General features: G+C 42.0%; 13 protein-coding genes. All 13 read right to left on the bottom strand.

All coding sequences use genetic code 11. The features are described from left to right. Positions 1-1,344: 1,344 nt before the first annotated feature. Positions 1,345-2,349, bottom strand: coding sequence for a phage tail protein (locus ACFINR_RS07470; RefSeq protein WP_375653778.1), 1,005 nt, complete (start codon positions 2,347-2,349; stop codon positions 1,345-1,347). Then, positions 2,346-3,485, bottom strand: a complete 1,140-nt coding sequence (locus ACFINR_RS07465; RefSeq protein WP_375613652.1) for a tail fiber domain-containing protein — start codon at positions 3,483-3,485, stop codon at positions 2,346-2,348. Before ACFINR_RS07465 ends, ACFINR_RS07470 begins: the two co-directional genes overlap by 4 nt. Continuing rightward, a complete protein-coding gene (locus ACFINR_RS07460; RefSeq protein WP_375613653.1) occupies positions 3,482-3,934 on the bottom strand; it encodes a hypothetical protein in 453 nt (150 codons plus the stop codon). Before ACFINR_RS07460 ends, ACFINR_RS07465 begins: the two co-directional genes overlap by 4 nt. Positions 3,935-4,282: 348 nt before the next feature. Further along, positions 4,283-5,746, bottom strand: a complete 1,464-nt coding sequence (locus ACFINR_RS07455; protein ID WP_375653777.1) for a hypothetical protein — start codon at positions 5,744-5,746, stop codon at positions 4,283-4,285. Between the two features lie 301 nt (positions 5,747-6,047). After that, positions 6,048-6,269, bottom strand: coding sequence for a hypothetical protein (locus tag ACFINR_RS07450; RefSeq protein WP_375621459.1), 222 nt, complete (start codon positions 6,267-6,269; stop codon positions 6,048-6,050). Between the two features lie 21 nt (positions 6,270-6,290). Then, positions 6,291-6,986, bottom strand: a complete 696-nt coding sequence (locus ACFINR_RS07445) for a hypothetical protein (RefSeq protein ID WP_375613655.1) — start codon at positions 6,984-6,986, stop codon at positions 6,291-6,293. An 83-nt stretch (positions 6,987-7,069) separates the two neighbouring features. Then, on the bottom strand, positions 7,070-8,188 hold the full coding sequence (locus ACFINR_RS07440) for a N4-gp56 family major capsid protein (protein WP_273791303.1): 1,119 nt from the start codon (positions 8,186-8,188) through the stop codon (positions 7,070-7,072). A gap of 339 nt (positions 8,189-8,527) precedes the next feature. Continuing rightward, complete coding sequence (locus tag ACFINR_RS07435) at positions 8,528-9,301, bottom strand: hypothetical protein (protein ID WP_375653774.1); 774 nt, start codon at positions 9,299-9,301, stop codon at positions 8,528-8,530. 346 nt (positions 9,302-9,647) lie between these two features. Continuing rightward, a complete protein-coding gene (locus ACFINR_RS07430) occupies positions 9,648-11,498 on the bottom strand; it encodes a portal protein (RefSeq protein ID WP_375653771.1) in 1,851 nt (616 codons plus the stop codon). Then, positions 11,483-12,844, bottom strand: a complete 1,362-nt coding sequence (locus ACFINR_RS07425) for a PBSX family phage terminase large subunit (RefSeq protein WP_375653767.1) — start codon at positions 12,842-12,844, stop codon at positions 11,483-11,485. The genes ACFINR_RS07430 and ACFINR_RS07425 overlap by 16 nt, the downstream gene beginning before the upstream one ends. A 148-nt stretch (positions 12,845-12,992) precedes the next feature. Next, entirely contained in the window at positions 12,993-13,136 is a 144-nt protein-coding gene (locus ACFINR_RS07420; protein ID WP_375653765.1) for a hypothetical protein, read from the bottom strand. Positions 13,137-13,508: 372 nt separating this feature from the next. Continuing rightward, positions 13,509-13,724, bottom strand: coding sequence for a hypothetical protein (locus ACFINR_RS07415; protein WP_375653762.1), 216 nt, complete (start codon positions 13,722-13,724; stop codon positions 13,509-13,511). Between the two features lie 272 nt (positions 13,725-13,996). Further along, entirely contained in the window at positions 13,997-14,320 is a 324-nt protein-coding gene (locus ACFINR_RS07410; protein WP_375632089.1) for a hypothetical protein, read from the bottom strand. Positions 14,321-14,766: the final 446 nt, after the last annotated feature.

Genomic DNA, 14,766 nt, shown 5'->3' with positions numbered 1-14,766 from the left:
GAAAACCTCAGAAAACCTCAGAAAACCTCAGAAAACCTCAGAAAACCTCAGAAAACCTCAGAAAACCTCAGAAAACCATATGAAAAGCTTTTGAAAAAAAATTCCTCATCGAAAATTTTTACAAGGTATTTTTTTAGATTATACTCTGTTTTCCACCTAAAATGATGATTTTACCACCTAAAACCAAAGAGAAATGCATGTCACCTTGCATGCTGTGTCAGCTTTCCCCAAAAGGACAAAGCCCACACCGGTCTTTAAATAATGGCAATCAATAAACAATGGTTTGTAAACAATCTGGCTTCTTATCTAACAGATTTGACTTGGCTTCCCCCTTCAAATGCATCCTTGTAATGTATCCCCTGTCCAGAGTTACTCTACAAAAAAACGCTGCTTTAGGAATACACACAGACGAAAAACACCCCATGCATAAAATTTTAACCGCATCTCAAACAATGGTATTTTACAACACAACGGGATAAACTATTGTCTTATAGATTTTCTCGTATCACTCTCATCCTGTTTCAAGAAGTTGCCTGATAAGCACAAAATGCCATCTCAGAGAGTTCAATGCCTCACCATACGTTACAACGCATCGCCAACCTGCTGCTCTTGCCAACAGTGCACCCATTTTGAAAACAAAGAGTGGCTTTTTTCCTACACGCTTTGCCAAAAAAGGGAGCGCTCCATTTTGCTTTTTCTCGCTTTAAATAAACATATCCGTTGACCTCTTTCCACCACCCTCAAAGGACAAAGGTTTTAGCCCCACATCGGTTTGTAAACAATCCAACTCCTCTGAAGGGGCTCCATATCTGCTCATTATTTATATGATTCACTTGCATAATACTTAACCAAGCAAATCCTCACCAGAACAGTTGCTAATGTATTAAATACTTTAAGCTATCTTACTGATATCACCACCTTCAATAATAGTGTTTTAATGACGGTATTTTACGCTATAATAGGATAAAATTATCTAGGGGCTTTTTGTCATCGCACAGCAGCGCTTTAACCCCAGCACTTGAAATAATGGATCACGATATCACAAAAGAGAGGCATTTGAGCTAAAATATTGATTCATCAGCAAAAAACGCCATGAATAAAGAAAGTTTTTTTGTTCTCCCCCTACCTTCAATAATCACCGTCTTGATCCTCTAAAGAACAATAGGCAAACTTACCTTTAGACATCCAACAAAGGCAGCACAAAAAATAAAGAGAGTTGAGTTTTTTCTAAAGCGCCTCAAAACTTTCTACACAATATATTCTATAAGACTTTATATTCAATAAGACTTTTTTTCATAACAAACATTTTAGCATTTTTATCTTTCTCTCACACAGCTTTCATTCTCAGGCTTTGACAGCATAAACCACCGCCATATTGACGGGGCGTGTTTCATCCCCCCCTGTTTTTTGCAACAAGACCTTATGTTCATGCTCTCCCGCAGCCTTCGTTAACCGATCTTTATTGTAGACTTGAGCCAGATGTCTATAATATTCACCGTGATTCATATCCCAAACTACCTCGTCAATCATTGGATAACTATGCTGGTGGTTACCTGTTGAATCTGTTTTTCCCTCATGGGTATGGGATTGAAAAGACTCTTCTTGTCGGCTTCCCAAGCGACGTCCTTTATCAATTTCTTTTCCACTATCGAGCCCCCGTAAAAACATTCCACGCAAATCGGGAACATTGAATGTTGTTCTCCCGTCTCCTTTTCCCCATGTTTCTCCCAGAACAGCAAAGAGATTAGCATAGTTCCTTCGCGAATATTCTTTACCATTACACAGTAACCATCCAGAGGGTATTTTTTCTGTAGCAAAAGTCCCGATAAATCCAGAAGAAAAAGTTTCAGGCAAAGGAGGAAAGGGCGGAATTTCAGGAAGTTTTATAGTAGGATTGGTTAAAAACCAGCCATCAGCATTTTTTCCGGCAATATCACGCGTATAGACGATCTCATAAAGCCCCCCTTTTTGAATTTCTCCGCCCTTTAAAGGCATAATACCCTCTGGTGTTGCCATATAAGTTGGTCGTGGTAGCAATTGATTTAAAGAAATATTTGTTATTCCTCTGTTGACGCCTTGTGCTTTAAAGCGCACAACAATGCCATCCATATAAGTCTCAAAAAAAGACTTTGTTTCCAAACGAAGTGACGTTCTCTCATTTTTCACATCGACAGTAAACTGTGTTTCAATCCCGCCCCCATTATCCAACAAATATTCTTTGATGCGTTGCATCATAGCGCGAGCACTATCATTGACTGTGCTTGGCGGTTGCCCTTCTGCCCAGTTTATATTCTCGTCGACATAAGCATTTTCTGATGCAACAATTGACCAATCATAAATCGAGCTCATAGAAGATACTCTTTTTTCAAAAAGGGAAAACGAGCAAAAAATGAAGAAAAGAAAGCCGCAATTTTATTTTTAGATGCCGGCATTTTCTCCATTTTCATTTTTTCCATTTTCAGGCCTATTTTGTCATAATCAACATGCAATAACTTTGTTTTCGCATTGACATAAACAGCTTCAGGGTTCACACGCAACACGTCTTGCGCCATAACGCCCTGATAACGTTGTGGATTTCCCTTATAATTAAAGGTATAAAGTGGATATCCCTTTTTCTGCCCCACAGGGATAATATTTTCTTTTGCTCTCACATCACAAAGCCCTAAAATTCCTCCGACCAATCCAAGCACTTGCTGCGCATCACGCAATGGATCTTTTGTCACAGAAGGCATTGTCGTGGATTTTCCTGAAGTCGTTCCGTAATTTCCAGCAGCCTGTGTTCCTACCTGTAACAAACTTTGCAATCGGTTCCAATCTTGATTATCTTTTTCTGACCATTTTTGGCGTTCAGCATCTAAGACATTTTGGCGGTTTATATCTTGAATCATGCCCCCTTTCAAAGCATTGCTTTGCACGTTACTCTGTCCTTGATAATAGCTATTTGCCGCATTAACTTGATCATTCTGAGAGCGATCAATCATCTGGTTTGCATTCATCATATTGTTAATATCTTGATTATATTGCTGTGCTGCAGCATTTGTTGCCAAGGCGCCTAACTCATCGGCCAGCACACCAGTATGAGCCCCAGAGCCATAACGTCCTGCTCCCGACATCGATTGATTAATTGCATCGGACGTTTTATTCAGAGCATTTTGCAATGCAGTATTAAATTTACTATTGCTTCCAATCCAGCTTCCCTTAGCCATACCGGAAAGATTTGTAGCGCTGTTGGTTGGTGCACTCAACCATTGCGTTACCGTTGGATTGTTATAGAGCCCTGCTGCTTGTTGTAAACCGGTCAGCGCATTTTTTGTCATATTGCTAAGACCAGCGACTCTGTCTCCCTGATAAACGTTTCCGCCAATTCCTTTATTATAAAGTCCAAGTGCATCAGCACTGGCTTGTTTAAGAATATCAGCCGCCCAAGCAGGTGGAGCATTTGTTTGTGTTGTTGTCTGCACTTGAGGTGTGGTTTTTCTACTCATGGGTTCAGAACCTTTCTATATTGAATAAGATTACGAGAATATCCGTGATGAGCGAGCTTTTTCGCCCATCCAGTTCTTCCAAACATGTGCATTTCTTCAGCATTAATTGTTCGCGCCCATTTTTCGACTTCATCAATCAACTTGACCAATTTCAGCCCTCCCTCTCCAGCAAGATCAGAGAGAACGACGCATTTTTTTCCCGTATGGGTTATTTCAACTTTGGTAATTGCAAAAGCACTAAATTGGATTTTATTTTTTAAGACCAGCCACAATTGTGCTTGTCCTGTAGCGATTTCTTCAGCAATTTTTTCCAGACAAACATCATCCGGAAAGCGCTGAACATATTTTTTCAATGCAGCATTGAGAGCCTCTTGATAGGGAGCTATTTTTTCCCATGGCCACTGCTCTGTCAGATGAGCAGAATATAAATCTTGACTCTCTTGCATCATAATTTTAGCTCTTTTAGCTTTGTCATTTCCCTCATTTGAGCAATACGCATCCCCATGCATACTTCACGCATTCCATGCCCCCCGCACAATAAAAGAAAAAAAGCCCCATCATCCCTTTGTCACAACAAAGAGGGAACTTTTTTCTTTATAAAAATAAACCATGGTGCAGCCTATTTTCCTTTATCGCAGAAAAGCATGAAACATAACGCACCACCTTGTTCTTCATATTATAAAGACACAGCTTATCGCATTGTGCCTTTGTTTATAAAGGCTTGGGAAGTCTATGGGGCATTTGTTCTTTAATAATAGAGGTTTGAGCCTATCGCATGGTATTACAAAAGGGCATGCCTATCGCATGCCGGCCCGCGTCAATTCCACATCAAATCCAGTGACATGAGTCCAATTCACCCCTTCAGGAATACGCAATTTAAAGCGATAAAACCGTGCCCTTGCACGACAATGAATTTGTCCAGTATTATAAGAGGGCTGTTTTTCTGGCAACCAAACAGTTTCCTCTTCAAGAGATTGTCGAAAGCGCATTCCCACAGACAAATAAAACTTTCCACTATTGACTTGAGGCATAATATTTTTCACCCGTGTTATCCTGCCATTTGTCTGCCCCATTTCTTGTGATGTCACGACACAAGCCATAGGACACCCAGAAAACGAACCCAGTCTCCCCTGTTGATCAAATGCCCCCAGAATAGGCGATTCATTTTTCCAAGCTTTACTATCAAGAGAAAAGGACAAGTCATCAATATTCTTAGTCACAAAATCAAGACCTTCTAGGGTTGTTCCGGCTAAGAAAATAGGCAATATCATTTTGATATCGACGAGAGCTTTTGTCCATTTTTGCAATCCCCAATCATAAATGAGCAAGATACGTTTATGAAGATTCTCATCAGAATCAACCATCCAATAAACACGATTATACACCCCATCGATAGCAGCAGATAGAGTGTACAGATTATCCTTCCTTGATTTTGCGGTCATCGTTCGATCGACTTTTTCGAACCCAATGGGTATAATCTGTCCCTCATTTGTTATTTGATAAAACCCGCCCTCATCGGCAAAGAATGCTAAATCGCCTCTACAAACAATTGATTCAGCATTTTTTGCGCCTCGTTTATCGTGGATTTTTTGGAAACTAAAAATAATCTTAGAGCCAGGGATAAAAGAACCGGCATAGATTGCAGAACGCATAAAGATAATTGGATTTGTTGTCTCCGTTGCCCCTTGGACGAATCCGCCATCAGGAAAATCTTGATAATCACAACTTTTTTTCCCCACGGTCCAAAATTCAGCATCATTTAATCCAGACCAATGAACCCTTCTTGGATACTCGGTTAATTTCATCAAACAAACGAAATCTCCCCAGATTCGAACAATCCCTGCCTGTGGTGGATTTCCTCCTAAATTTCTAAATGTTTTATCATGGTTAATATCAATCACTTGTGGTTTATCATTGGCATTCACCGCAATGATCAAATCACCAAACAAAGCAAAAGACCACGGAGCATCAACATTAGCCAGATAAGGTTTTCCTTTTTGGCTAATATCTTTCCAGTTCATTGTTGTATTATCAAGCAAGAAGATTTTTTCTCTTGTCCCGACAATAATAGAAACCCCATTTTTTGTTTTAACCGCAAGAGTGCCTAAAATTGGCTCCGGACAAGGCTCTGATAAAGGCTCAAAACTTGGCATAGGGATATAGGAGCCATCAGCCGGGAGCACATTAACAAGTTCATCGGTAAAAATTCCATTGATATCCGCCACATCGGGTCGATAATCAGCGATTGGGAAAAAAGCCATCAAGACCCCCATAAAATCTTTGAAGAGCCCAGTGCCATTCAAAACACCAAGGCTTATTGATAAAAAACCACAAAAGCCCTTAAAACTCTAAAGGCATAAAATTCAACAAAATAAACAACCTTAGGTTGTCTAACGCACCAAAAAAACGATACCATAAATAATGGCCACCCCAACGCCATCCACCAGCGCCAAACCAAAATCAACTGCCCGCAAATCAACCCCCACAATGACGGGGGAAAGAGCCATCAAAAGCCCCCCATAAAACCTTTGAAAAGCTCAGTGCCATTCAAAACACCAAGGCTTATGGATAAAAAACCACAAAAGCCCTTAAAACTCTAAAGGCATAAAATTCAACAAAATAAACAACCTTAGGTTGTTTAACGCACCAAAAAAAAACGATACCATAAATAATGGCCACCCCAACGCCATCCACCAGCCCTTCACCATCAACACCCAACGCGTGTATCCAGCCATAAGTGACAAACCAGCCACCAGTGCCAAACCAACCTTCAACGCCAGCCATAAACGATTTGAAATGAACTTTTTAAAAACGCATTGGGCGGATCTTTGAAGAACCTTTTCGGCGCGATGTTTCAATGCGCAAAGCTTGAAGCTGTTCTTGAAAATCTCTGAAAGAAACGGCGGCATATTCAGGATCTTTAAGAATATTTTTATAAAGTTCATATTTTGCTCGTGCTTTAATAAGATCAAAAGCATAAATCAACCAAGGGTTATCATCCTCTTTCAGCTGTTCATCGGCAAAATGAACAGGAGCATAAGAAAGCTGTACAGCTTCCACATGTTCTGGTGTTGGAAAGAGTCCTATTTTTTGATCAAGGTAGGTATAAAAGAATGGCGTTCCTAGCGCAGGATGCATACCATATTGTTGATGCAACACTTCCAAGGGCTTAAAGAACAACTTTGTTGGTGTTGCACTCTTTGTTACTAAAAAGACGCCCTCCAAACTCTTTTCTGCTTCAATAAAAACCCCTTCTTCTTGCCCATACCATGTTTTACCACTTTGTGTTTTAAACGTCCTTTCTCTTTTTTCATTAAAGAAAAAGGGTTCGCGTTCACACAAACGCAAAGCCGTAAAAATTGAATCTTGAATTTGCAGGGAATATTCCGCTGTTGTATCGTCAATTTCATCTTGAATAAGCGCGACCATATAAGCAAAAGTTTTAGAATGGTCTGAATGTGTAAGGTTTAGATTTTGGGGATCAGAGGATAAAGTGGTCATAAGCCTGTCCTTGTTTCTGGAAGCATTTTAAATTTTTCCCCCAACAGATCCCTCTTGTTGGGGGAAGAGAGCAAAAATTTGCTTTAAGCGGGTGCTCCATAAGTTGGAATGACAATAGTGCCAAAATCCTGAGCCCCTTGCGTACTTCCTGGCAAGGTAAAGCAAGTTTTTTTCATACCAATAATGGTTTTTGCCGCAACCCCGAATTCTCTTTCATAGTCGAAGAGTTCCTCCACCAATTTATAGCGTGTCGCCCCTCGATCTTTACCAAAAGCAATCACAGCACTCTGCGCACCAAGCAGAACAGCCCGCCGCACATTTGGTACAGCTTTGTTAGCAGTTCCAGCTTCGACCCCTTCGGTAATATGTTCAGCTTCGCGCAAAACCACACCATTATACATGCCCAAAGACCCATCATAGAGCGGATTTTTGATACGACTTCCACTATAGATTGCCTTAGTAATGTCGAGCCATTGCCCCGCATCAGTATTGGTTCGCAATTGTGTCACTTGGGTTGGATGTAGATAAAGCACATAGACATTTTCGCCATCAATCCGCACAGGTCTAATTTTAGGATTTGCCAATTTAGCCCGTTCAACTGCTTTATCAATCAAGCTGAGATCAAAAACATCGTCTTCTTTTAAGTCCTCATCTTTTGCTTTATCATTAGGACGTACCACACGTTTATTGGTTGGTGCCGTTGGCGCATTAAACCCATAATGAACTGGTTTAAGGGTAATCGTGCGTCCTTCAAAGTTAATTGTTTTTGCGGTATACCCGCAAACTTGAATGAAGAACATCATACTCAGACGATCTGCATACCAATCAACCAAACCATTTTTTGCCTCGGTGCGCAAATCATGGAGAATTCGTTGTTGATCAATCGTTCCCTCATTTTTGACACGCACAGCATGAACGAGTTCATTAATTGCCAAGCGATCATTGAGAAACTGTAAAGCTTCTTCATTGCCTTCCAATGTCTGCCCTTCGCTCACCCCATCGCCTAGCAACTGCACACGCAAATTAAAGCTAATAGCATCCCCACTTGCTTTCGTGGTTTCATCTTTTAATTGTACGATACTGTTTGAATCATTTCCAATCAACGGTGCAATTGGAAGTGCTTTTGAGACTTCTTGGTTTAGTAATTTAGACCATGTGCGCACTGCCATTGGGTCATTAAGTCCGATATAAGTTACAGTCATTTTGTCCTCTAAAAGTTTTATTGACATAAAAAACCCGGCAAAGCGCCGGTTGTTAAAACACCACATTTCATTTCAAATGGTGAATAGGTTGTTTGTGAGTTTTATCTAATTTCTGTTAGCGTCTGCCTCCCCCTTATAAGAGCTCTCCTCTCCACATCCGTGTTTAAGAAATCCCCTAGCATTCTCCTGCGCCAAAAGCCTCTTAACATTCCCGCAAAAAACACTCCCCCACATTCTCCTGCGCTAAAAGCCTCTTAACTTTCCCGCAAGAAAACACTCCCCCGCATTCTCCTGCGCTAAAAGCCTCTTAACTTTCCCGCCCCCCTCTCATTCTTGTTTTTAAAATTCTCTTCCCCCCATTAAACGATTAAAAGCAGCTTTATTTTTAGGTTCAGCAACCCAAGCGCTAAACTCTGCTTCTGACATTTTATCAAGCATATCCAAAGAAATCGGCCCATTTGGCGTTAAACCGTTATAAGCAGCAAGAGTACGTGCAGAATTGTGTCTTTCCTGTAAATTTTCACCCATGTTATTGGGAACATTTGTGTAGCCAATTTTTTGTGCAATAGAGTAAATCACTTCAGCCGGATTTTGATTTTTTTGCGCACAATCGCGCAAGATCTGCTTCAACTCATCACCAATCAACGCATCAATATTTTTGGGATCGGCCATCTCAGGATAGAGCGAAGCACAAGCTGCCAACTGTTTAGCCCTCGTTTCATAAATAAAATCAGCTGCTTGATCAAAATCATGATGCTTTTGTTTAACACTAGCAACAGACTGCTGAAAAAACGCATGTAACTGTTCTGCTTCCAAACCAAGAGAAGGCTGTTGTTTTTCATGTAAAAGCCCTTTTTTTTGGAGTGTTTTTCCCAACCATTGCATATAGCCCATAAAGTCTTTTTGTGGATCTGGTGGAGCATCTTCTCCCCCTTGAACCTCTTTTCCAGCCTTTTGCGAAGAGTCCTGTTGTTGATGCATTTGCCCTTGAAAATTATCTTCAAGAGTTTTTTCTTCTCTTGCAATTTCACCATCTTCTCCCTCTTGTGTTGAGACCAGAAAATCTTGTTTCAATTGGTTTTGTTCTGCCGGCGTTAAGTGTTCTTGATCCATGACATTAGCCTTCTCTTTTTTTAAACAATAAAATCAAATTTTTCAGATAAAACAGCCCATAAGCACTTATCCCCTCAATGCTCTCTCATCATTTAGCACCAGCATTCTCCTCACATGGCTCCCCCACCATGACAGCAAAACACCTCCCACCATATCCCCGCCGTGACAGCAAGACTCTATTAAAGATGTTTCCCAACACCAACACTACGGCTCAACACAACAGCTCTTCTGAGATAAAGAGAGGCGACATTGCACGACATAAGCAACATGGGTAACTATGGACATTGTTTAGATAAGCAACTTCTGATAGATGAAATTCATCCAAGAGAGCGCATCATAAAGCATCCTATTGTTGAGCCTTTACTGTCTGCAACATCTGCATTATCTGGTCTGCCCCCACATTATTCCCCATCTGCGCTGAGGCATTTTGCTCTTCTTGAAGAGAATTTTGCGCCTTTATCGCAATTTTATGAATGAGTGAGGCTGGTAAAGGTGAATAGCGTAAGAGATCAAGCATAATCTCAGGCGTTGCAAAATTTTGCATCAAAGGAAGCAGTTGCATGATCAGTGCAAAAGTACGCTCTTTTTCATTAAGACTTGTTGGTGCATCATCCACGACAATATCATATTCCAAACTTGTCACCATTTCGCGTGTCAGCGGCACATACTGGGCATTTTCATCACCGGCAATACGCACCAGCCGCCCATCGGACAGATAATTTTGAATAAGATAGAGAATAATTTTTCCCTGTCGTTGCCGATATCGACGCAACCCATCAAAAAAGGAAGCCAAAAGATTAAGTGACGATTGTCGCCGTTGTTGCTCAAGAATGCCAGGCTGATTGACAGCTCGCGTCCCAATAAATTCAGAAGACAACCCCGTCACCTGTTCGAGTGCGCTCTTTGCTTCATTAAACAATTGGAAAAACCCTTGCGGAAATTGTGCCACGGGTTTAGGCTGAATTCTTCCGCCAGACACAGCACCACTTTTCAACCAAGTAATACTATCGGCTCTAGCCCAACTCTCGAGGGCTTGTCGATCATCATCAAAAGCATCGCGTTCTGCCATAATGCCGCCTTTTGATTGGCTATTGAGCAAATGCATTACTTGACTAAAATATTTGTTTGCCCACCGTTGCGGATCTTTTGTAGGGCGCACAATTCCATAAAATTGCCGGCTTAACTTATCAAAAGTACCGGTAATACACTCCCATCCCAATTGATTGGGTGGAACCAAGGGCTTATCAGGCGCTTCAAGCAGCTTTCTACCTAAAAATGCCCGTTTGACAATTTTTCTGTTCAACCTTGTTGCTTGAACATGAGGAAAGGTTTTGCTTAAATTTTGGAAATCCTGCTCTGAATAATCGACAAACTTTCCACTTAGAGGCTCGAGAACTTTATAAACCACCTCGCGTTCAAACCAGCGACATTCTACCAATGTCACCATTTTAGGACGTTGATAGCCGCTCCCCTCTTCTCCTTGATACCCCCTCTCGGACTGATAATTTTGTGTCATCCCATCGCTGGTTGAATGTAAAAAACTCTGATGTTTAACCCAATCAGCATTAAGGTCACTCCAATGAACATTGGGAAACATTTCCTGCGCCACAGCAAGGGGTTTTTCATCAATATACCATAAGCGTTGAGCATCAATAAGATTAGACTTGACAGCACTTGCATCCCACACCATTTTCATAGGATCCAGCCGCGCAATGATTGGTTTTCCTTGCGGATCTTGTTCATAATCAAGGCGTGTATCTGTCCAGCCCATACCGCAAATAATTGCATCTTGAAAGGCATCGGAATCTTCGTATTCCCCATCGGCTTCATCGCGAAACCATTCGGCTGCTCCTGTCAAAATCTGGTTCGCAAAGGCAGCTCCTTCTTGTCGTGGAATAAATTGCACTTGCCTTTTATTATTGCGCTCAGCCCCAATCACGGCATTAATTAAAGGCGCAATACGGTTAAAAGTCATCACGGGTCTGTTTTGTTCGTGCAAGACAGCCAAGTCTTGCTCATTCCATTGCCGCCCATTATAAAAATCGTAATCTTCCTGGGCATTTTTTCGCCATTTTTCGACATGATCAATATCATCCTGATACCAACCCACGAGTTTTTTAAAGAGAGCTTGATTTTCAAGCGTTTCGATTTGATTAAAAGAAGAATCTGTAGAACTATTCATTAAAAAGCCATCCATGAAGTTTGAGAATGGTGAAACGAGCGATAAGGTTTTTTTCGCGCTTTAGCATTTGGTTGTTCATAAGCCACACACATCAGTCCAAAGGCATCGGCGCCATGGCTAGCCCAATCATGTTCAGCTCCTAGTCCGATATTGCGCTGTTCGTCGCGCTTTTCATGATACCAAGCAAGCGCTTTTCTGCCCGCACATGTCGTTTCACGATTAAACCATAGTGCAGGAAACAACCGCCGTACGGCTTCGATACGCATTTTCACAGCACCTGTTCCTTGGTTAGGAATTATTTTGGTTTGAAAACCGGCTTGTTGAAGGGCACTTTCAAAACTCACATTATAGACACGATCTTTTGTTGCGCCATCATGAGGCAAGACCATAAGAGCCTTTTCATATCCCCTTTGAAAGACCCACCCCACATGTTCTGAGAGAGGTTGACCTTGGGCTTCATAATAATCGAGCACTCGGATTTCCCGTCCAACAAACTGCGCGACCCACAATGCGGTAGCATCAGCCTTTGCGCCTGTTCCCCCGATATCCCAAAAGATTCTCACCTGCATCAAAGGATCCCGTGGAACAGTGGTAATCCGCCCTTCCATTTCGGCTTCCAGCAGGCATTTCTGATAATAAGCCCCTTGGACAGCTTGGAGATATTCGCCTTCCCAAATATGGTTATACTGCTCTGGTCTTTGCTGCAAATCGTCCATTCGATCACGATTGAGTTTTTCAGGAAATTGCGGATTATCACGCCAATTAATTTCCACCCCTTTGATATGAGGATTATCGACATTTCGGAAACGTTTTTCCACGGCTGCATTTTCATGGCATGGGTTCCATGTGACCCATAATTCTGCATTCCAATCTTTTCCTTCTTCGCGCAAAGTTGGAATAAGTGTTTGCCAAGCAGTCTCAGTGACCGGCTCCGCTTCATCGACCCAACAAAGGAAAACGCGTCCCATTGATTTAATACTTGCGATATTGCGATCAAGCCCAGCAAACACATAGACAATCCGTCCATCTTTTGACTTAATATATTTATCGCCGATTTCATAATAATCTTGTAAAAAAGGATAAGACTCGATAGCGCGTTTAATTTCCTCCAAAGAACTTTCATTAAGAGAATTTTGAAATTGCCGTGCACAAAGAATAATCCCGCGTTCTCCAGCCATTCCATGGCGATATCCCACCACAGCAGACATCAAAGCAAAAGAACGTGTTTTTCCAGAACCGCGTCCTCCCCAAGCGGCTCGCACATCGGCATTTCCAGTAAAGACAGGAATAAGCTTTGGAATAAGAGCCACTTGAGCCGTTTTCTGCTCAATTTTTTGAGAAGTTTTCTGAACAGTTGTCATTATAAATTTTCATACTTTAGCAATAATTGCGCTGCACCCTTTTGCTTATCCCAAGTTTAATGATCCCAGAGCAATTGAACGAAAAGAGCAATTGAACGAAAAACGCCCTTCTCAAAAGCAGCGCTTTATCTTTTCTTCATCCTAATATTCAATAAATTTCACTTTTTTGCATGAGATCCCCTTGACCCCCACCTATGCGCCCCAAGCCCCCAAGGCACAAAAGCCCCACCCCCTCAAACACCGCGCCTGTCATCCCCCAACCACAAGCAAGGTATCCCCCCAACCAAATCATAGCCTCAGCACATGGCTCTCAGGCATATCCAAAGCCCAACATCCTCCAATATCATGCCTCTCAAGCATCACCAATCCTCACACTTTATCCCCCAAGATACCCCCACCAAAACACATGCATCAGGCAAGCATAACACTTCTCTCAAGTTTCATGCCCCTCCCCCATCAAAACACTGTTCCATATCCACCACACAAATACCCTGCACCAAATCCCCTCCAGCACACGGGGGCCCTTACGGCATCATTCACCAAAGCCCCTTCCCAATATCACGAGCGCCTACAAGCACGATAGCCTCCGCTTCAATCCCCTCAAGATAGGCAATCACCAAAGCAGCCCCCTTGCAAGACATCACCCCACATCACCCACCTCAGCCTAACATTTTTCAATATCACAAGCCTCAGTTATCGAGGTATCATGCTTCTCCGGTTCGCTACTTTTTGCATTCACTGGCACAATCTCAATACGCGAAACTGTTTTTGATATCTCCACACCTTCAATAACGAGAAAAAACCAAATCTTCACCAAATGTCCAAAACAGCAAATATCATCAAGCACTCCCCAACATCTTTCAGGTATCGCGCCCCTCATGCATCGCCATAAAAGCATCTTGCCGACCCCTTCACACAAACCACCCCAGACGCCATGTACCCCCAAAAAACACCATATGCACCGAAGTCTCCTCCAGTCCACGTCCTCATGCTTCCCCCACCAAAGCTTAACAACGTCACAGCTCACACGCCTAAAGCACACGCCCCTCACCGCAATTTCAATCATAAGCTTTCAGACAAACATCTAGCATCCCCGTTCAAAGACAATATCCCTTAAACATCATGTGCCCAACCCAACATTTTCTCGTAGCTTCAAGCCTCAGTTGCCGAGGGATCATGCTTCTCCGGTTCGCTATTTTTTGCATTCACTGGTACAATCTCAATACGCGAAACTGTTTTAACCTCCCCCTCTCCAGCCCCCTGAAGAGGCAACACTTTTGCCAACAGCGAAAAAAAAGGTACGGGATTATTCAACGCATGATACTGAAGATAAGACACCAGCCCATCTTCACCATAGTGATATCCAGCCTGCTCCGCCGCTGTCAAAAGAGCTTCATTAAATCGCTTTGTTGTTTTATTTAAAGCCCCTTTTTTCCGCCCTCTTCGACGTAAGGGAAGACAATGTTCATCTACCATCATCATGTTCCTTCCAACTAAAGAGAAACCAAAACCTCAAACACAAAAAATGACATAAAAATCAGCAACAAAATTTGCCAAGCATTCAACAATTAAAAAAAATTGGACACACCCAAAAAGATAAGAGCCCACATAAAGCCCAAATCCTCCGCATAATTTTACAGATTCACATTTTTACGCTTTTACATCATTACAGAAAAAAGCCAAACGAAACGCTCAAATTACTACCCCGCACCGTTCTGTAAACACGGGTCTGTCAACAAGCTGATTTCTCGTCTATCAGATTCCCCTGCTGATTATTTCATATGGCTATCCCACACTTCAAAGAATGGTGTTTCATCAAACACGCCAGATAAGCTCTGATCTACAATTCGACTTCAAAAAGCAAATTTTCCTCTGCTGAATAAAGCTTCCACCCCGCACCGGTTTTAAACTATCATTCAACC

This window comes from Bartonella sp. AP19HLJMH (assembly GCF_042196245.1).
Taxonomy (GTDB): Bacteria; Pseudomonadota; Alphaproteobacteria; order Rhizobiales; family Rhizobiaceae; genus Bartonella.
This window is presented reverse-complemented; position numbering and strand designations above follow the sequence as displayed.